This is a genomic window from bacterium, assembly GCA_041649255.1.
Lineage (GTDB): Bacteria > Hydrothermota > UBA3073 > JACQXS01 > JAQTXJ01 > JAQTXJ01.
In genome coordinates this window covers 54812-75385 of sequence record JBAZNK010000014.1, presented here as the reverse complement: position 1 = coordinate 75385, position 20574 = coordinate 54812, and the positions used below count along the sequence as shown (strand labels likewise).

The window sequence follows — 20574 nt, the reverse complement described above, 5'->3', positions numbered from 1 at the left end:
TATTTATATTCAAATCGGTAAAAAGACATTAAAGGTACTGCCTTTATTAAGTTCGCTTTCTACTTCTATTTTTCCATTATGCATTGTAACTAATTTTTTAGTAATCGTCAAGCCTAATCCTACGCCTTTTGAACTTAGGCTGGTAGACTCTCTGATTTGGAAGAACTTATCAAAAATCTTATCTATATTTTCAGGAGGAATTCCGGCTCCCGTATCTTTAATTGATACTTTTATATATTCTTTTTCTTCTGTTGCTGTAATAGTAACACTACCTTTGCCTGTAAATTTTATAGCATTGCCCACTATATTTGTAAATATCTGGATTAATCTTTGAAAATCCCCATTCACCTTGATAATTTTCTCCGGCAAAGATTTTATAATATCTATACCTTTTTCGTTTGCGTCCCTTTCCAGCGAAATCACAACATCGCTGATTACTTCTTTTATATCTACAGGAGCAAATTCTATTCTTATCTGGCCCGAATCAATACGGGAAATATCAAGAATATCTTCAATTATAAAATTCAACCTGTTAATATTTTTGTTTGCTATTCCAAGAAGATGTTTTTGAGTATCCGTTATTTCACCGGCCATACCATCGGAAAGTATCTCAATTGCATTTTTTACTGTTGCGAGAGGAGAGCGAAGTTCGTGGGATACTACATAAATAAAATCTGTCTTTGACAAATCATTTTCTTCTTTTTTACTCTGTGATTTTTTCATTTCAATCAACTATTCTATATTTCATTAAAGTCCATAAAGCTTTAATGCCATCTTTCCATGTTAATTTTTTACCATCTTCTCTGCTTCTTGCATTATAACTTATTGGTATTTCATATATTTCATAACCTTTTTTTATAACTTTTGCCGTAAACTCAGGCTCAAAATCAAACCTTTTTGCACACAAACACATATCTTTGACTACTTCTCTGGTAAACATTTTATAACAGGTTTCCATATCTGTTAACTGCGTATCATAAAGTATGTTTGTTATTTCTGTAAGAACTTCATTGCCAAAGTAATATACCCATGAATAAGATTTGTTTTTTCGTAGATTACGACTACCATAAACCACATTTGTTTTTCCCTCTAAAATGGGGGCTAAAAGGATTTTATAATCTTCCGGATTATACTCCAAATCTGCATCCTGTATCACGATAACATCCCCGGTCGCCATATCTATAGCCGTTTTAATCGCGCTGCCTTTACCTTTATTAACATTATGCTTTTTGAATTTCGTATCCGGGTTTTGGGATACGTATTTTTCAATCCATTCTCCTGTCCCATCCTTAGACGCATCATCCACAATTACTATTTCTTTAACTATATCCGGCAAATTTACTTTTTTAACTGCTTCAATTATTTTAGGCAAAAATTCCATCTCGTTGTACACGGGTATTATTATAGATAATTTCATATGTTTCCTGTATTAAGTAATCTGTTTGTTTTCGGATAAAAAAGAAAACGTATCTATTATTAATTCAAGTTGTTGGAGAAACTTCCATTTTTTATAACCTGGCGCAAATATATGCATATCAATCGTATAAAGCCTGCCCTCTGCCGATATAAAATATGTTTTGAAAGGACCGCCCATTACTTGTTCATCATTCTGCCATATTCCATCAAGTTTTCCCGCTAAGGAATTATGAAAGTTTACCTGATAAAACTTTGCGAATGTAGTATCTACATAATCTCCATCGTAATATTTAACTCCTATTTTATTTCTAAATTCAATTGCAGCATTAAGATTAAGTTCCGTAGTTGCGTTTAATGGTGTAGTTTCCCAGCAAATTGATATAAATCTATCCGGTGAATGTCTTGCAAGTTCTACAAATCCGATTTTTTCTTCCACGACCTTCCAACCACGAGGAACAGAAATCGTAAATCCATAATCTTTAAGTAACTTTTCGGATACGGTTTTCTGATAACCATCTTTATACAAATCGTTTTTTATTGTTTTTGCAACATTTTCTACAAAATAATTAAAAACTACATCGCTTTTATTTTCTATTATCTCTTTTAATTTGTAAATCGTAGGCGCTGCTATAATAAGAAAAAACTGTCCTTTAACAAAGAAGTCCTGCCCTCCGAACATATATTCTTCGCCTGCCAACAATTTTTTCATTGCACTTTTTGCAAGTAAAGAATCAATGATTTCATCGCCTACAATTCCTAAAACAAGACAGTTTTTACGATATTTATATTTATTGATTTCTGACGGGAGAACTTTTTTTATATCAAAAACCTTTTCCGTAGTAGGTGTATATATTTCTCTTTCCAGAACTTTTGGTATCAAGTCGCTTATTTCTGTCCAGTTTGCATCATTACAAAGCACAATAACTTCGGTGGTTTTACCGGCAGCAGCAGGAGGTTTATATTGAGTTATACATCCGGCAAAAATAAAAAAACATAAAACTAAAAGGTAATTAAGTTTTTGCATATTTGTCTTTAACAGCAAGAGTAAACATATAAAGACTTAATAGTATTGTCAAGTTTTTGAAAAAAATTGTTACCTGCGTTGGGATTAAGCGAGGAAACAGGAAATTTGCACCACAGAGACTTAGGGGACAGGGGTCTACCACAGGCACGAAAAACAAAAAAAGGAAACATATAATATTTTAGACCTGCCAAACAGAACGGCAGGCAGGCAGGATTTACAGTATAAGAAAGCATAGAGATTCTTTTCCACCTTCCTCCAAACAAAAAGCGGACAGGGATGACAAATAGTAAGCAGGTACGATTACAGATATTGAGGAACTTATTGACCGAAGGCTTTATCTATTTTTTCTTCCGGCAGTATTGTCAATGCAAGAGCGGCTGACATACTTGTCGTGGGGCTTACTCTTACGCCAAGGTCAGCATGCAGTAATTTGAATTTCGTCCCTATTCCAATACCTATCCATAAATTGGATTTTGAAATAGCTTTTACGAGTCCAACTCCCGTTCTAAAAACCACTGCTTTATATGGGATTTCCGCACCCATTCCAAACCACTGCGGGTATCCTATTTCCGCAGCTACATTCATAGTCTTTTTATTGATACTGCATCCAAGTTTTACGCTCATATCTTCTTTTGTAGAAAAAGACCGCCCTGTAATAGTTGTTGTATCCCACTTAACGCTTGTATTGGGATCAAAATGTTCAAGGTCTGTCGGTTTTACGGTAAATGTTAAAGAATCTATTGCAGGATTTTCGAGCCATTCCATTCCGGATAGAATATTTATTACAGATATTCCCATATTATAATCTTCGTTAAAATATAGTGCACCGATATCTATTCCGAACCCGGTGCCACCTTCCGCATATCTTAGAACAGCGCTACCATTACCGGATATTATAGTCGATGAGGCAGGATCATCATCAAAAGTAGTTTTAAGTCCTCCATCCAATTTTGCATCCATATAAGAAAAACCTTCCAGATATTTAATCGTCGCACCTATAGAAAAATTATCGCTTGCTATTAATTGAGCTGCGGATACACCGATATCAAGAGCTATTTCGCTTACACCCTGTGTTCCATCAAAACTATATACGGAATCTGTTTCAGGCATATTTCCCCAAAAAATCATTTTAGTAAAATCCGAAGGTATCTCACCTGCATTTTTAGTAACAAGGCAACTTGTAAATGCAATATTTTTCCAGGAGAAAGAAATAGCCTGTGCCCCACCACAAGCACCAAAAGACAAACCATTCTGAAAAATCTTCTTATCTTCATCATTAAAATATCCGTGACTAGCTAATTTTATCCAATCGCCTACGCTTAAATTGGAAGAATACTCCATTCCTATACTTAATATATTGAACGAAAATTTCGGTGATAGTATGAGATTTGCAGGATTCCATCCTACTGCATCAAATCCATTTGCAAAAACAGAATAAGTGCGGGATAATCCTTCTCCCCTGCCACTAAAATTTAGCATAGCATATGCAGAGTTATTTAAAAGCATAACCGTGCATAACAAACAAACTATCCCACCAAGTCGGGATGATAAAATTTTAGATTTCTTACCCATTATTTTTTCCCTACCCTTACTTTAACTTTCAGCAGTGATTTTATTGCAAATCTATCTTTTGGCAAAATAGCTATCGTATCCGGCTTTGTATTTGAAAAGATATTAACAACTATCCTGGGCCAGAGTCTTTCGTATTTAAGATATTCTTTGATTGCTACGGGAGAACGAGTAGTATATACCCCCCTCGGGTTAGCCGCACAAGCAGGTTCAAACGGCAATGTATATATACATTCTCCATAGGAAATTGAGTCAGTTGACATATACACCTTTATGTTTCCCTGCAAAGGAGTAGGATTTGCATATTGAATTTTCAAACTTGTACTTTCTATAGGAGCATCTTTTACTTGTTTTGGAATGTTAATCCCGATTACCGTATCAGGGTCAATTTTAAGCGTATCACTTAGTATAATTCTTGCCGGCATTTCAAAACCAACTTCTCCCGATATAAAATCTGCAGAAGTTACGCCTATATCACCACTTAATCTGACTTCCCCTGTTACGCTGATAGATTCGGGAAAAAGATTAATAAAGTTTACAACAGAGTCTCCACCTATTCTGAAAGAATTTGAATCCGGAGCTATCGTATCTATTATTGTAAGAGTTCTGGTAGAGTCGGCCCTTCTTCCTGTTACGTTGAGAATTATTTCCGGATTTGCATCTATTCCATTATACATATTTATAAAGAACCATACGTTATCAAGTTTTATTACCGTTGGGTCAATATTGTAATAATCTATCGTTTTACTATATGTAGGTATAGTAGTAACTATCGTGCTATCAAAGTGTGCATTGATCTGGGAGACACAAATATTATACAATTTAATTCTAATGCTAAAAGTATCATTCTCATCAAGAGTATCCGTTACGCTTCCGGCCGTAGGATAAAACCAGGTACTCAATCTTAAAGAATCTGGGGTTATAGGATTAATAGTTCCATTTCTTATTATTATAGTGGTATCATTATCTCCATTTATGACAGTTTTATGGATATTAAGAAAATTGCACTCTGCAATATCTTCAACAAAGAAATCAAACTGCCCATGAATAGGATTTACAAAATGAAATTCACAATACCCACTATCAATTTGCGCAGAATTAATAGCATACGGTTTTAAAGCTAAAGGAGTTACTATATTTGATGTGCAGGGAGGGAATTTGCCACTCATTGCAGAAAGTGTTCTAACAAATAATTCCATAGATGTTTCTACATTAACCGCAGTATCTATCACTGTAGGAGTTGTTTTTTCCCGTGTCCAGATATGCATTTCATAATTCATTGGATTTTGAACTTTTTTTCCACTCAGGTTACAACCATTAATTGCCGAGTCACCCGGATTAATTGAATAATAATAAAGATTTAGCGTTTCCGAAATAATAAGACTAACGCGTACAGAATCTAATACAATGGGGAGATTATTTTTAAAACCAATGCTAAGATACCCGGAATCTACGTCTATATATTCAAAATCCATTGGCAAATGAAAGGAATCACCCAAGGTCGAATCTTGAGCAGGAATAGTATCTATCAACTGCCCCTGAAAAGCTCTTATTTCCGGCATAACATCACCGAGAGTAAAAGATACGGTATCTTTAGATGAGAGATTAAATTTAATATCCGTAAATGCAAGGGATGTATCCTGACAAATAGAATCCAGTACTAAAATATCTTTTACCCATATAGGATCAATATTAAAACTTTTCTCAAATAAGGAAACGGAATCAATAGAATCTTTACATACATCACGCATAAGGATATTTCTAGACGCTATTGGCAAGTTAATTTCCGTATCCCAGGAAGGAGGAATAGGGTTTTGCATACAACTACAAAAAAGTAAAACAAAAATCCCGGATATAATCTTTTTCATATAGACACCTTCTACTTCTATCATATTTAGATATTATCAATAACAGTGCTTGTCAATAAATTTCTAAAATATAATAAATAAAGATTAGTTAATATCGAAACCTTCAAGTTAAAACAAAGGATACAGCGTAAATAGAAACAACACTCTTAATCATTCAGAAGTTTACTAATAGTATTGGGATAAATCCTCTTTCTAATTAATATTTGATAGTTAATTTTCATGTATTGCTATTCTCACTTGACAAAAATGAAAAACTTTTTTATTGTAAGAAAACAATGAGGATTATATTTTGCTTGATATTTGTTTTTATAGCCGAAATTTCTGAGGCGCAACAAATAATCCCGCCTGTAACAAAGAAACTCAGATATGTATCCTTATGTTCGTCTCTTACCGCTATCGCATCCGATTGGTTCGTTGAATATTATTACACTAAATACAAAGAAGTGGAAGATCCCGATGATTGCGAAAAATATCGTGAAAACACCAAACTATGCGAAAACATTAGGGATATATCTATGTGGACTGCGGGTATAAGTATAGCAGCTTCCATCATTTCAGAAAAACTTGCAAAACAGCCCAAAACGCAGGGTTCTATACAAAAACTCCATATTAATTTAGGCAATAAAGAACTGGAAGTAACGCCGGGACTGACTTTCAGCCCGGCTAAAAAAGGAATAGGATTGTCTATATTTTGTAAACGCAGTTAAAATAGCAACTATCAACAATTTAAAAATTAAGAGAAATTTATTATGAAATATAAACTCGTTATAATATGTTTGTTCTTCTTAGCCTGTAACCGTAAACAATTTACAAACCCAAATGATTTAATTAATACTCCTCCTCCACCTAAACTAACCTATCCAATAGGAGATACTCTTATGTATAACAATCCTTCTATTTTAGAGTGGGAAGCCATAGATGACGACACGTTATACCCTTCAGGTAGAGTTTATGAAATCCTTTACTCATCGGACAGCAACTTCACTTCTACAATATCTATAATCACAAGCTACTCTCATACCTCTCCTTCTAAATTGTTCGAAGAGCATTGTTTCTGGAAAGTAAGAGCAAGGAGAGAAGAAGCTTCTGAAAAATCATGGGGGGAATGGTCTGATGTTGCGTCATTCAGGGAACGTTTTCCTCTTGTTACCGAATACAACAGTATTCCGGGAGGCAGCCAAATTATTATAAAGGATAATTATGCATATATCAGAGGCTACAAATCCTATTATTCAACATCAAATTCTTTTTATATCCTGAGTTTAAGTAATCCGGCTAATCCTGCATTTATTTCATCTTTTACGGACAGTAGTGTAAACTACTTCTATGGAATGGAGAAATCAGGAAATTATCTTTTCTTTCTTGCAAGAGATGATTCCGGCTATTATGTTATTAGAACTTACTCAATAGCTACCCTTTCTTCTCCCAAATTATCAGGCTCCTGCAGAGTATCGTATAGCTCTTCATCATACACCTATAACATACTCGCAGTATCCTATCCTGCGGTGTATCTAAAAACTTCCTCTTATTATGTATCCATAATTAATGCTTCCCAACCGGACCATCCTTTTGTCACGGATTCAATAAGATGCGAAGATTATTCTTTACGGAATGTTGCAACCGTTGGAAACTATCTCTTGTTATTCGGCGATTATAAGATATATGTATATGATATTTCAGACCCACTTCATCCTTCAATAGCTAATAGTTATAACTGCAATTCTTTCATAAACAACCTTTGCATCTCCGGAGACACATTGTTTACAGTAGATAATTCTTACAGTTACCCGATAATTACTATTTTTGATATTTCGGCACTACCGACAATTAATAAATTGGGTACCCTATCGACCTCCTCTTATGGTTTTTCAGGATCATTTTTATTCTCCAATAATTGCCTTGTATCGCTTTCCGGTGGGATTCTTGAACTAAATGGGATTAATAATCCTTTGGAAGGAAGCATTAACCATTCATTTTCTATCTATGATATAGCTGCAAATAAAGATTATTTATATCAGCTTTCTTCATCCGATGGAATATCTATAATAAAACTATGCAAAGAAAAATAACTATTTTACTTTTTATCTTTTGTATAGGCTGCGACTTCGGTCTCAATGCGCCAAAGGAAGATGCTAATGGAATTTACCTGAACTTATTATCAAATACAACATTGAGCATTGAGGGTATCCTTAGGATATACAACAACAAAGCTTATATAATAGGAGATTACAACTTACAAGTGGTGAACATCTCTGACAAGGTTAGGCCAAAATCGTCTGATTGTTATTTTGTCGTGGGGCAGGAAATAAAAGATGCCTTTATAAACGACCCCTATTTCTACATCATCTCCCCCGATACGCTTTTTATCAAGAATATTAATTCTCTTTCCCAAATCGTTGGAAAATTAGCCCTTAATACTACTGTCGAAAATATAAAAATAAATGGAAATTATGCTTATATCAAAACAAGCGTCGGCAACTTATTAATAATAAATATATCATCCCCGTCTAATCCTGTGCTTCTTGGAACAGTAGGTTTTGGGAAAAAAATCGAAGATTATATTATTGAAGACAAAATTGGATATCTGCTGTTCTATAATTCTCTTTTGGTTTACGACTTTTCAAACCCCACCCAACCCTTACCCATAGACATTTCTGAAATAACAACATATGATGGGACGGGGCTCAAAAAGAATGGCGAATATTTATATCGCAGAGGAAGTTTTTGGGGAATATATATTACAAAAACTAAGGGACAAGCGCTTGAGTCCATCCGCTTTCTTGAATTTCCAAGAGAAATACTGGATTTCGATTTTGACAAATACGGAATAGCCACAGACACTTCTACATTATACCTGTTGAATGCACAAACTCCTTCTTATCTTTGTGTAATTGAGAAAATGCTGGGAAGAGGTTATTCTTTAAAAACAGAGGGCGATTATATATATTATCTTCAAAACAAGTCTTTAATTATTCTTAAAGTTGAAAAATTACGATGATTCTGCTTGCCTTTTTTATTACTGCCGCATCTATTTCAGGAGTCGTTTATGATGCTGAAACCCTTAACCCAGTTCCCTTTGTCAGCTTATTTATAAACAATGGAGCTTATGGTGCAATTACCGACTCTTCGGGCAAATTCTATACCCAACTCAAGGCAGGAAATTACAAAATAAAAACATCTCATGTCGGATACATAGGTAAAACCATAAACGTAAAACTTTCCCCCAAACAAGAATTAGAGTTATCTATCCCGGTAGAAAAAAAAACTTTTAAACTCGAAGAAGTCAGGGTGCTTGGAGAACGTATTCTTGAACCATCTTTCAGAGGAATAGATGTAAAAGAACTAAAAAAACTCCCTTTCGCAGAATTGGATTTTTTTAGGACTCTACAGTCTTTTCCGGGTGTCTATTCGGTATCTGACCTTGTTGGGTGGCTTTATGTTCGTGGCAGCACTCCCGACGAAAACCTTTACCTGATGGATGGAGGCGAAATTGCTTGTCCACAACACTATTTCGGAGCCGTGTCGGCTTTTAACGTAAATTTACTTAAAGATGTAAGATTCTCCTGCGGCGGATTCCCGGCATCATACGGAGACAGATTATCCGCAGTCCTTGATGTCACAACAAGAGAAGGATCTTCTGAAAAAAGAGTAACAAAAATAAACGCAGATTTGTTGGAAGCCGGAATTGAAACAGAATTTCCTCTTTCAAATAATTGTTCTTATATTTTCTCTGCAAGAAAAAATTATTTTAAAGCCATCGCCCCTCTTGTAGGAATAGAAGATTCGACTATGATTTTGCCCGCCTATCAGAATTTCCAGAATAAATTATCCTTTTCTCTTGGTAAAAATAATAAAATATCGTTAAGCAGTTTATTGATGGAGGATGCAGCATCCGTATCCGGTAGTATTATAGAAGATAACGGCGTGAATATTAACTGGAATAATGTAAGTAATACTTATGTCTTAAATTATTACACTACTATGCTAAACCAACCTCTCAGAACGGTAATTTACCATACTTATCTTTCCAGGTATGCCAACTGGATTGATTCAACCGTAAAAAATAAAAATAAGCTCTTAAAAAAAACCGGGATAACCCAAACCGGCGAATTCAAATTTCTCAAAGACAAATCTCTTGAGTGGGGAATTTCTTCTTCGTACCTCGATTATTCTATAGACGATGACTTGCCTGTTGAATTTATGGGACTTGAAAAATGGAATATACCTATACGTTTGTTTGCAGACACCTCCACAACCCAATATGGCGCTTACTTAACTTTAAATACTCCCGTCACAAGTAAAATTACTCTATCATCAGGCTCAAGATTTGATTATAGTTCATTAATTGACCGGGCTATTATGAGTCCCAGGCTCAGATTAACATATTTCTACAATCCTAAAACTTCTTTTTCTATTGCCTGGGGATATTACCAGCAATTCCAGGCACCTGAGGTGTTGATACTTGCGCCGGGAATTACGCCTGCGAAGTCCAATCACTATTTAATAGGAATAGAGAGAGAAATATCTAAAGACATTTTCGGAAAAATTGAATTCTATGAAAATAAAATCAGTAATTTGGGATATATATTTGTTGATGAAAAGAATATGAGCATATCTTCAAATTGCAGCGGGTATGGGTTTGCAAGAGGAATAGAAACGTTTGTTAAAAAATCATTTACAAATAATTTCTTTGGCTGGGGCTCCTGTTCGTTTTCTAAAACAAGAAGGACAAGCTTATTTAACAAGAACCTTACGGATTTTGACGCAGACCAGCCTGTTTCTTTGAATTTAATAGGTGTTTATACTTTCGGTAAATATGCAATAAGCACTACTTACAGGCATTCTTCAGGCAGACCCTTTACCCCGATCGCAGGTTGGTGGTGGAATAACCGGCTTGGCAAATGGATTATGTTCAAGGGACCCAAAAACTCGGAACGCTACCCGTCTTATGACAGATTGGACATAAAAATTGAAAGAGAATTTCACATATCTAAAACAACCGGAAATATATATTTCACTATCCTTAATGTATTTCAACATAGGAATGTTCAATTTTATGATTATATTGAAACCCAACGGCAACCTATCTATATGCTGCCAAGACTTGCTTTCTTAGGCGTAGATTTTACAATTTTTTAGATAAACAAGAGGAGAATGATGAAAAAAATTATAATTATGTTATTACTCATTCCTACTTTTCTTAAGGGAACAATAAGGGATGTGTTCGTCTCGGATAGTGCACAGGGAATCCAGGACTCAATAAATGTAAGTTCTTCTTATGATACTGTTATGGTTCATAATGGAACTTATTATGCAGGAGAAGTAAGTTTATACTATGGGATTAGAATGAAAAAAAACGTAACTTTCATGAGCGCTAATGGCGCTCAATCTTGCACATTGAGCGGATTTAACAGCGCTGCCGCCTGCTCATCTTACCATGTAATATATTGTTATAATTTTGGGTCAGATACGTCTTCACACACAACCGTAATAAAAGGCTTCACAATAAAAGATGGAAATGCAAAAGGGAGTTCCTCGGAAGATAACTCCGGGGGGGGGATTTACTGCTACTATGCTTCTCCAACCATAGATTCCTGCATTATAACAAATAACTTTGCTGGTTATGGCGGGGGGATAGGTCTTAGATCCAGCTATTCGGCACCGATAATAAAAAACTGCGTACTAAAGAGCAACATTGCCACTTATGGCGGCGGAATAATCAATAATGCTACCTATGGCAGTTTTCTATCCCTTGAAAACAATATAATAAAAGATAATTTTGCCACTTATGGCGGGGGTATTTATAGCCAATACACAAGTTCAATTACCCAGAATACAATAACAAACAACTCGGCTGATTATGGCGGAGGGATTTATGTTAGCGGATACCCCAATTCAATTACTCAGAACACGATAACGAACAACTCAGCTGATTATGGTGGAGGTATTTACATTAGCCAGTGCACCGACTCAATCACCCACAACACAATAACAAACAACTCAGCTAAATATAATGGCGCCGGAATTTATATGTATCATTCTACGTCTACGATTACAAATAATATGATAGCAGGCAATTACACTAATTATGGATGCGGCGGAGGATTTTTTATTGATAATTATTATAATTCAATTAAAACTAAAATCAAAAATTGTGTCATTGCCTTGAATAGAAGTAAAAGAGGAAGTGCTGTTTTCAATATGAATAGCGGCAAAGCTTTTTTTGACAGTTGTTTTATAGTGGATAACGGCGATATTGCAAGCACAGGAATCGGTGCTGTTTACCTGACGGCAGACGCAGATACAACCACAATTTCTTACTCAAATCTGTATTACAATACCTTACAATCGGAAATTGAAATTTTCAATAACACAATCCTTCCGCTTCCTTTGAAAAATAATTTTTGGTGGGACACCGCTACGACAGAAATCGCAAAACATATACAGGGACAAAGTGTATATACACCCGGTATGTATAATTTTGTATCGGGAGCGCCCGGTGAACCTATCACAATAGACTCTATTCGCAATTATGACAGCACTTATTCATTTGTAATAGATTCTCTTGAAAATAATCCTGATACGCTATATCTCAGAATATACGGGCAAGATAGAAATGCGAAACTCAGAGAAGCAGCCGTTGCAATTATCAAAACAAATTGTTATCCAACAGGCATTGCAACAGCATTGCTCGAAACGGATACGAATTCCGGGATATACCAGGGGGAAGTAATTGTAAAAATTTCCGCCGGAAACGATACTATTCGGCTTGATGATATTTACAACATAGTAAAAGCAGATACCGGAGGTTCCATCGTAATCATTACTGCAAACACAGATACTTCGCAAAAATTACTGGTTTTTTATAAAGGAAATTATGGGATAGAAGAACCATCCATTTCGGATTTTGGATTTCGGAATATGGATTTAAAAATAGGACAAAACCCATTTTCCCACTCAACAGTTATCACTTATCAATTGCCAAAACTCTCTACTCTGAGCTCTCAACTTTTAACTCTCAAGATTTATGACATCACCGGCAGGCCCGTAAAAACTCTTGTAAACGAACAAAAACCCGCCGGAACTTATAGCATAACTTTCTCCGGAAAAGATTTGTCATCGGGAATTTATTTTGCAAAACTGGTAGTAGGTAATTTAAAAACAACAACAAAACTAGTGTTGATGAAATAATTTGGAAAATTTATAAAGGAGAGGAATGAAAACTTTTAGATTTTTGACAATATTAAACTTTCTCTTTATTCTTATATTTATGGGATGTGGCGTTCCGATGGAAACCGAGTTTCTAATGTTTGACCATAATTATATTCCCAAGCATAAGCTACCCGAAGAAATAGAAGTTTACTTTGAAGGAGCTCAGCCTGACAAACCATATAGTATAATTGGAATTATAGAGACTTCCCCCAATTCCGATTACTGGATTAATAAAAAAGGCCCAAAACTTGAAGACTATATAAAAGACATGAAAAAGAAAGCAGCTAAACTAGGGGCGGATGGCATAATCGGCATATATTCTCCAATGGAACTTACGGTCGAGAGCCAACAAACAAAGGCATCTACAAATGGCATAAGCATTTCTAATTCCCAAGAGTATTCTACAATAAAGGGACAGGCATTTGTGTATACAAAATAAAACGTTATTCTTTTCCTGTCAAATTTTTTCATTTTTGTCTTTCTTTTATTCCATTTTGTTCTCTACCCACTGTTGTCTAACGTGTTTTTATATATTTCCATTCTTTGTATTTGTTTTTTAGAAGAAGTTTTTCTTGCAAAAATGGAAACCCGGGATATCATAGAAGTGGTAAGGTTATTAAAAAGGGAGTTTAAATGGAAGTATTGTATTATGTTTTTATAAAAACAACCGCAGGAAAGACCGTGCAGGCTTTAACAGAAATAAGGAAACTCCCCGAAATAAAAGAAGCTCATATGGTTACTGGCAATTGTGATATAATTGCATTTCTTAAATCAAATAATGTTAAAGAGCTTGGCAATATGGTTGCCGGGAAAATACATAAGATGGATAGCGTAAGTTCTACTACTACCTGTATTGTAGTCGAATAAAAGCCCTTATTAAAATAAATTATTTTCCTTTTATAAGACGCATATCCGGATGGTTTTTCTATCTTTTTTATTCTCGTTAATTTTTTACAATAGATTTTTCTTGCCAAAAAGAAAGAACAGGGATATTAGTCTACTTTAATAATATAAGTCATAGAGGAGGAAAATATGGATGACCAAATAAACCGTTCAAGAATGAAAACGTATATGCCAATAATTCCGGGAATGGATACGACGCCTTCACAGGTAAATAATCTCGCAAGCACTTTTGTAGAGCGATTAGAAAAATGGATACGGGAAGCCGAAAATAGTCTGAACCCGGATGAAAGACTGGTTTTAAAAGTAATTCTTCATAATGACCGGGAGCACCAGATTAGTAATATTAGTTATCAAAATCCAAATTTAATTGCATTTCATTGTATTGATGACCTGGTTACCGAAAAAACTATTCTTGTTCATCAAAGTTCCGTCCAGTTAGTATATAGCGTAGAAAAAATCGATAGGGACACCGAAAAGGGACAAATAGGATTTATACACCAAGCATAGAAAATTAAATATTAAAAAATTAATACCCAAAATAAGTATCTACGAGTTTTGTTTTCCGCAGTTTGAAGCAGATATTTTAGATTGCCTTTCTTGCTGCAGTATAATTTTTCACAATTTGGGAAATAGTCTAATGAAAAAATGTTATCTGTGGAATTGACCTAACGGTATTATATTTTCATCAAGCATTGTAGGGAACAGGCATGCCTGTTCCCTACATAATTACATTAAAAATTATTACTGAAATTAAGACGAAAAAAATGGAAGAATTTTGAATTAAGTTAAGTAAGTAAAAGCCTCTTATTTTCCGTCAAGAGCCAGTTTCTTCTTAATTATGTTCGTTTGAATAACAGAGAACGTATTATAAATGAACCAATAAATTACAAGCCCGGAAGGGAAGTTTAAGAATATTACCGTAAACATAATTGGCATAAAATACATCATTCGTCTCTGCATCGGGTCACTTATCTGTGAAGATTGCATTTTCTGTTGGATAAACATCATAATCCCCATAGCAATCGGTAAAATAAAGAACGGGTCAGGTTCTGAAAGATTTTCTATCCAGTGAGGAATAAAGATCGCATTTCTCAACACTATTGAAGTATCAAGAATTGCATACAAGGCAAAAAATATTGGCATCTGGATTAAAAGAGGCAAACATCCGGACACCGGGCTTACGCCTTCTTTCCTGTAAAGATCCATTACTTCCTGGTTCATTTTCTTTGGGTCGCCCTTATATTTCGTCTGCAAGCTCTTGAGTTTCGGCTGCATTCTTTGCATAGCAATTGCCGATTTCTGGCTCATAGCAGTCAGCGGGAAAAATATTATCGTCATCAGTAAAGAGAATATTATAATTATTATTCCATAATTGGATATTCCCTTATGCAAGAACAGGAAAAACTTCAAGAAAAACCTGGAAATGGGTCTTATCCATTTAAATCCGAAATAGCAGGATTCCCCGAGAGTAGAATGCATTTTATTCATAAGTTCATAATCAAGGGGCCCGGCATATAGTTTATAATTATATTCTCCCGTAGATGTTTTCGTAGTCAAAGATACTCCTACTCTTGTCGCTTCGGGGTCTTTTGGTGCGGTTGCGCATCCACCGCCCATCATACAACCGCCGCCAACAGCGCCTTTTGCAAACCTGCGCATAGAATAAGATTCAGTCTCTCCCAGCGGTATTAATGCAATAAGAAAATATTTATTTTTTAATCCCACCCAGTCTATAGTTCCCTGTTCCGTAAAATATGCAGTATCAAGTTGTGTCAAAGTTTTTGAAATCACTTCTTTCCCGGCATTTGCGGCTCCTCCGAAATATCTTAATTCCAGATCAAGCTTTTTTTCAGTAGACGCTATCCCTGCATCCCAACGAACCGTATGACGATAGGTATTAGGAAATGTATATTCAAGACCTATACTATATGATGAATCCGAAAAACTATATATTTTACGACCTGTTTCTCCTGATGGGAGTGTGGTTTCGTATACCAATTTATTAGGAGTGTTTTCTACTAATCGGAATATTAAATTACTAAGGTCAATTTTTTCGTTTTTATTAGTTTCTATTATATCTTTTATTCCACTATTTCCGGAAGGAACGAGTTCCGTTCCTTTCTTATGATGGCTTTCGTATTGAGATAAATTAATAGATACGATACTTGCGCCAACGGGGTCAATTATAACCTTAAGCGAAGAAGTAATTATGGTGTCAAGTTTCACGACGACGGTATCTTCGAGAGTATCCGTAGAAGCAGCAATTACATCCTTAGATGTGGCGCTAATGGCGGGTAAACCCACCGGATTCGTAGTCGTTGCAGTATCCGTCTGTTTTACCGGAGCAGTAACTTGTTTCGGGCTTCGCTTTATGATTAGGGTTTGCCACCCTATAAGAACCAAAAATATAAGAACTATTCCGATAATTGGTCTTTTATCCATTTAAAGTGTTTATTATGGGGTAAAACTCGTAATTGTCAACACAAATATTTGGAACTGTCTTCTCTTTTAAACGACATTTTCTCTCTTGTCTTGACAAATGGGAAGCATATTAATATTATCAACATCATTAATAGTAGGTTTTCAGAATAAACTAATTGTTGCTCTATACAAACTAAAGAATAATATGTACAGGAGGGAAAATGGGAGAATATAAATTCGTGAAAAGAACTCTAACAATTCTTATATGCTTACTTGGATTAATTAGCAATACATTTGCGAATACGCATTATGTTTCTACAACCGGCGCAGATACGGGGAACGGGACTTTTGCTGCGCCATGGGCAACTCCGGGATACGGGTCAAAAGAAATGTTAGGCGGGGATACTTTAATAATAAGAGGCGGGCAATACACGCTTTCTACATACTGGGATGATATGATAACTCCACCATCGGGAACAATAAATAATTGGACGGTAATCAAGGGAGATAGCGGTGTGATCCTACAGGGCAGGAATAATCTTTCTTCGGCAATAGAAATAACCGATAAAAGTTACATTGTTATAGAAAACCTTGAGATAACAAATTTAGGGGGGCAGAATTTCAGAGAAGGGGTTAATTGCTATGGTTTGATAGCGCATTGCGTATTAAGGAATCTTTATATTCATCATCTGGATGAATTCGGGATGGACATTCAGGATGCCAGTGATTTGAATATAACAAATTGTACTATTAGTTACTGTGGATTTGGAAGTATTGGAGGACCAACGGGAGTGCAAGGTGGCTGGAGAAATGTAGTAGTAGAGAGTTGCACGTTGAGTTACAGCGGGCATTATTACCAAGGTGGGCCGGGGCCATCGCCATATGATAGGCCTGATGGTTTTGGGATAGAGCCGAGTTCCGGGCCAATAGAGATTGCAAATACAGTTTCAATGCATAACAGGGGAGACGGGTTGGATTCCAAAGTAGAAAGCACGTATATACATAATTGTATAGTAGCGAATAATTCTTGTGATGGCTTAAAGCTCTGGGGTACCGGCACGAGAGTAGAGAATGTTTTAGTGTATGGGCGTGGCGACGGCAATGCAACCCAGACACCGTGGACATCACTTGTGATAGCGGATATGCCTGATTCCGGAGCGAGGTTTGAGCTAGTAAATGTAACCATTCACGACGTTAACGTTGATGGAAGTTACCCCTCATATATGGGGTATGAGCAAACAGTGCCGATGGAAATAATGTTACGGAATGTTATAATAGAGGGGAATGGGAGTCCGGTATTTGTGGGAGAGCATATAAATTTAATAATGGACCACAGTTTAATTTATATATCGGGAAACAGCGAACAGCTGGAGGTTGGAGGAACAAGTTATGATTCTACGGATATGGAGACCGGAGTTCTTGGGAGCGGGAATCTTTGTCGGGCGCCGTTATTCAAGTCACCTGCATGGGGCAGTGATGGGAATTATCATTTACAAGTTGGAAGTCCGGCAATAAATAGCGGGACATCTTTGGATGTGCCGGCGTTTGATTTAGAATATTTTGGACGACCATACGGAAGCGCTTATGATATGGGATGTTATGAGTATCACCCCGTTAGTGTAGAAGAAAATGCAAAAATCAAAAATCAAATATCAAAATTAAAGATACTGAAAAACCCATTTTTTAGTTCGACTTCTATTCGTTATTCCGTTCCTGAATACACAAATACCAGACTGACGATTCACGATTTAACCGGAAGGACGATAAAGACAATCGTTAACGGAAAGAAAGAAGCAGGAAATTATACTGTTGGTTTAGATGGCAAGGAATTGTCGGCAGGGATTTATTTTGTAAGGTTTGTTGTGGGAGATTATAAAGAAACCCATAAACTAATATTGGTGAAATAAACATAAGCTGTAATTAACCTGTTACGACTGCCGTTTCCTACGAAGACAAGAAGATAAATACAATACAATAAAATTATTGTTGCAAATATTGAGAATCAGATATAATAACAAAATAAAGAGGAATGTGTTTATGAAAAATATAAAATTGGTACTCATAGTCTTGCTGTCGGTGGCAGGTATAACTTACGGACAGAGCATAAAAGTTGGAGTAGTTCTTCCTTTGACGGGAGCTTTATCGGAATACGGGAACGGTTGTCTGAACGGGATGAAACTTGCGGCAGATGAGTTGGTAATGGAAGATAAACATATTATATTGAGCGTGGAAGATGATTCCGGGAATCCATCCGCTTCGGCATCTGCAGTAAGAAAACTTTTTTACGGGGGATGCAAAATCATAGTAGGTCCTCTTACGAGTTCCGCGGTAATGGCGGTTGCCCGTTTAATAGACAGCTTGAATGTTCCGCTGATTGCGCCTGCGGCTACTGCGCCGAGTGTTACAATAATGTCTTCCCGTATATATCGTTTATGTTATAGCGACACAATGCAGGGGAAAGGAATGGCTGAGTTTATCCGTTATGCTATGGGGAAAACAAAAGCAGGAGTATTGCTTGACTATGATAATATTTATTCCAAGGAACTTGCATCGGCTTTTGAGAAGAGGTTCCAGGAAATAAACGGAGAGATAGCAAAAGAGGCGGTTTATACTTCAGGAGATACGGATTTTAGAACTCAATTACAGGCATTAATCGTAAAAAACGTTGACTGCATATTTGTTGCAAGTTATTATAAAGAAGCGGAAAATATAATCAAACAGGCAGCGCAACTTGGAATAACCTGCCCTCTTATGGGTGGCGACGGGTGGGATTCGCAGGAACTAATAAATATGACAAAAGAGTATAACGGGTTTTATTTTTATTCTTCTCATTTTTTCAAGAACGATGTTAAGGCGAAGAAATTCAGAAATTCTTATATGAATGCAACTTCGATGGAACCGACGAGTTTCGGCGCATTGGGATATGATGCGATTCGTTTGATAGGAACGCTGAAATTGAATGATACCACAAGCGCAGGGATAAGAGATGAGTTGAGGAAAGTGGATAACTTTACCGGAGTTACGGGAAAAGTAAGTTTTAAGAACGGGCGCGACCCGGTAAAAGAAGTTACGATTCTCAGGTTTTTCAAAGGGAATTCATCTTTACAGCAAAAGTTTATACCAAAATAAATATGATTAGATATTTTAATATCCTTATTTTGTTGCTTTTAACGGCAGGATGCAAGGGGCAGAAAAAACACGATTCGGTTTCCGATTTTGAAAAAAACCTGCCTGACGGCAGTCAGGTAATAATGAATTTCAACTTGACCGAATGTGCGAATGGGGAGACGAGTTTCAAGCTGGCAGCATCAAAAGCAATTGTATATTCGGAGACGACACTGGTATACAGGATAAAACTTAATTTCTTTAAGAAAGGCGCTTTTTATGGGGAGTTGTTGGCGGACAGCGGAACGCTTTTTACGGAGACTGATGATATGGAAGCATTTGGAAACGTGAAAGTTACGGGGATAGAGGGGGCAGTACTCGAGTCAAATGAACTGAAATGGTCAAACGCTCGCCAGAAAATATACACGGAAGAACAAGTTTTAATTACGACAAAAGACAAAAAGATTTCGGGGAAGAACTTTGAAAGCAACCCGGATTTAACTAATATAAAATTAAAAGAGACTTCCGGCAGTGGAGTGGGGACGTTAGGAAAGATTGACAGTATAGGAGTGAGCAAGCCTCCCTCTCAAGCGGAACAGAAGAACGAGATGAAAAAAGAATCGGAAATTGGGGGAATGAAAATAAGGGAATACACGACAAGAGCTGTGGCTAAAAAAGATACGATAATAAGAAAAGAAATACCGAATACAAAAACAAATACGGAGACTGAGAAGGATACGGTGAAGTGAGAAAAAGAGTTTTTCACCGCAGAGTCGCAGAGTACGCAGAGGAAAGAAAAACAGAGGGGAAATGTTGAACGAGACAAAAAGATTTAAAACAGGTGACCACAAAAAATAGGAAATTATAAAATGTGGGCACCCATAAAAGAGGGTATCAGAATATCAGCAAATCAGTGAGCAGGGAACAGAAAATAAAACATAGAAAAATAGGACATACCAAAAAGACTGGCAGGCAGGCAGGATAAAAAAGAGATAAAAGCAGGGGGAAATATAAAAAAACTAAATATATTAATAGCGGTTGTAGTTACAATACTGA

At 36.1% G+C, this 20574-nt stretch carries 17 protein-coding genes; 11 read left to right on the top strand and 6 right to left on the bottom strand.

What is annotated here, in order from left to right; all coding sequences use genetic code 11:
• Positions 1-9 precede the first annotated feature (9 nt).
• The 5 genes from WC614_10260 to WC614_10240 form a co-directional block, all read right to left on the bottom strand.
• Complete coding sequence (locus WC614_10260) at positions 10-723, bottom strand: HAMP domain-containing sensor histidine kinase (GenBank protein ID MFA5033390.1); 714 nt, start codon at positions 721-723, stop codon at positions 10-12.
• Between the two features lies 1 nt (position 724).
• Positions 725-1417, bottom strand: coding sequence for a glycosyltransferase family 2 protein (locus WC614_10255; protein ID MFA5033389.1), 693 nt, complete (start codon positions 1415-1417; stop codon positions 725-727).
• A 12-nt stretch (positions 1418-1429) separates the two neighbouring features.
• Positions 1430-2440 (bottom strand): DUF4837 family protein, encoded by a 1011-nt coding sequence (locus WC614_10250; protein MFA5033388.1) that lies wholly within the window; start codon positions 2438-2440, stop codon positions 1430-1432.
• Positions 2441-2758: 318 nt separating this feature from the next.
• Entirely contained in the window at positions 2759-4012 is a 1254-nt protein-coding gene (locus WC614_10245) for a DUF5723 family protein (GenBank protein MFA5033387.1), read from the bottom strand.
• Positions 4012-5877 carry a hypothetical protein gene (locus tag WC614_10240; protein MFA5033386.1) on the bottom strand — a complete coding sequence of 622 codons (1866 nt, stop codon included), beginning with the start codon at positions 5875-5877 and terminating at the stop codon, positions 4012-4014. Before WC614_10240 ends, WC614_10245 begins: the two co-directional genes overlap by 1 nt.
• A 275-nt stretch (positions 5878-6152) precedes the next feature.
• Here WC614_10240 and WC614_10235 point away from each other — a divergent pair, with 275 nt between their 5' ends.
• From WC614_10235 to WC614_10200, 8 genes are all read left to right on the top strand, one after another.
• Positions 6153-6584 (top strand): hypothetical protein, encoded by a 432-nt coding sequence (locus WC614_10235; protein MFA5033385.1) that lies wholly within the window; start codon positions 6153-6155, stop codon positions 6582-6584.
• A gap of 42 nt (positions 6585-6626) precedes the next feature.
• Positions 6627-7946: a hypothetical protein gene (locus tag WC614_10230; protein MFA5033384.1), complete on the top strand. Its 1320-nt coding sequence runs from the start codon at positions 6627-6629 to the stop codon at positions 7944-7946.
• Complete coding sequence (locus tag WC614_10225) at positions 7931-8875, top strand: hypothetical protein (protein MFA5033383.1); 945 nt, start codon at positions 7931-7933, stop codon at positions 8873-8875. Before WC614_10230 ends, WC614_10225 begins: the two co-directional genes overlap by 16 nt.
• Positions 8872-11016, top strand: a complete 2145-nt coding sequence (locus WC614_10220) for a TonB-dependent receptor (GenBank protein ID MFA5033382.1) — start codon at positions 8872-8874, stop codon at positions 11014-11016. The genes WC614_10225 and WC614_10220 overlap by 4 nt, the downstream gene beginning before the upstream one ends.
• A gap of 15 nt (positions 11017-11031) precedes the next feature.
• A complete protein-coding gene (locus tag WC614_10215) occupies positions 11032-13068 on the top strand; it encodes a right-handed parallel beta-helix repeat-containing protein (GenBank protein ID MFA5033381.1) in 2037 nt (678 codons plus the stop codon).
• A 25-nt stretch (positions 13069-13093) separates the two neighbouring features.
• Positions 13094-13528, top strand: a complete 435-nt coding sequence (locus WC614_10210; protein MFA5033380.1) for a hypothetical protein — start codon at positions 13094-13096, stop codon at positions 13526-13528.
• Between the two features lie 194 nt (positions 13529-13722).
• On the top strand, positions 13723-13956 hold the full coding sequence (locus WC614_10205; GenBank protein ID MFA5033379.1) for an Lrp/AsnC ligand binding domain-containing protein: 234 nt from the start codon (positions 13723-13725) through the stop codon (positions 13954-13956).
• Between the two features lie 165 nt (positions 13957-14121).
• A complete protein-coding gene (locus WC614_10200) occupies positions 14122-14499 on the top strand; it encodes a hypothetical protein (GenBank protein MFA5033378.1) in 378 nt (125 codons plus the stop codon).
• A gap of 297 nt (positions 14500-14796) precedes the next feature.
• Here the strand turns inward: WC614_10200 and yidC are convergent, their stop codons facing one another.
• A complete protein-coding gene (yidC, locus tag WC614_10195; protein MFA5033377.1) occupies positions 14797-16434 on the bottom strand; it encodes a membrane protein insertase YidC in 1638 nt (545 codons plus the stop codon).
• Positions 16435-16634: 200 nt separating this feature from the next.
• Between yidC and WC614_10190 the strand changes: the two genes are divergently transcribed.
• The 3 genes from WC614_10190 (at position 16635) to lptC (ending at position 20267) form a co-directional block, all read left to right on the top strand.
• Positions 16635-18320, top strand: a complete 1686-nt coding sequence (locus WC614_10190; protein ID MFA5033376.1) for a right-handed parallel beta-helix repeat-containing protein — start codon at positions 16635-16637, stop codon at positions 18318-18320.
• 130 nt (positions 18321-18450) lie between these two features.
• Positions 18451-19542: an ABC transporter substrate-binding protein gene (locus WC614_10185; GenBank protein MFA5033375.1), complete on the top strand. Its 1092-nt coding sequence runs from the start codon at positions 18451-18453 to the stop codon at positions 19540-19542.
• 2 nt (positions 19543-19544) lie between these two features.
• On the top strand, positions 19545-20267 hold the full coding sequence (gene lptC / locus WC614_10180; protein MFA5033374.1) for an LPS export ABC transporter periplasmic protein LptC: 723 nt from the start codon (positions 19545-19547) through the stop codon (positions 20265-20267).
• Positions 20268-20574 lie beyond the last annotated feature (307 nt).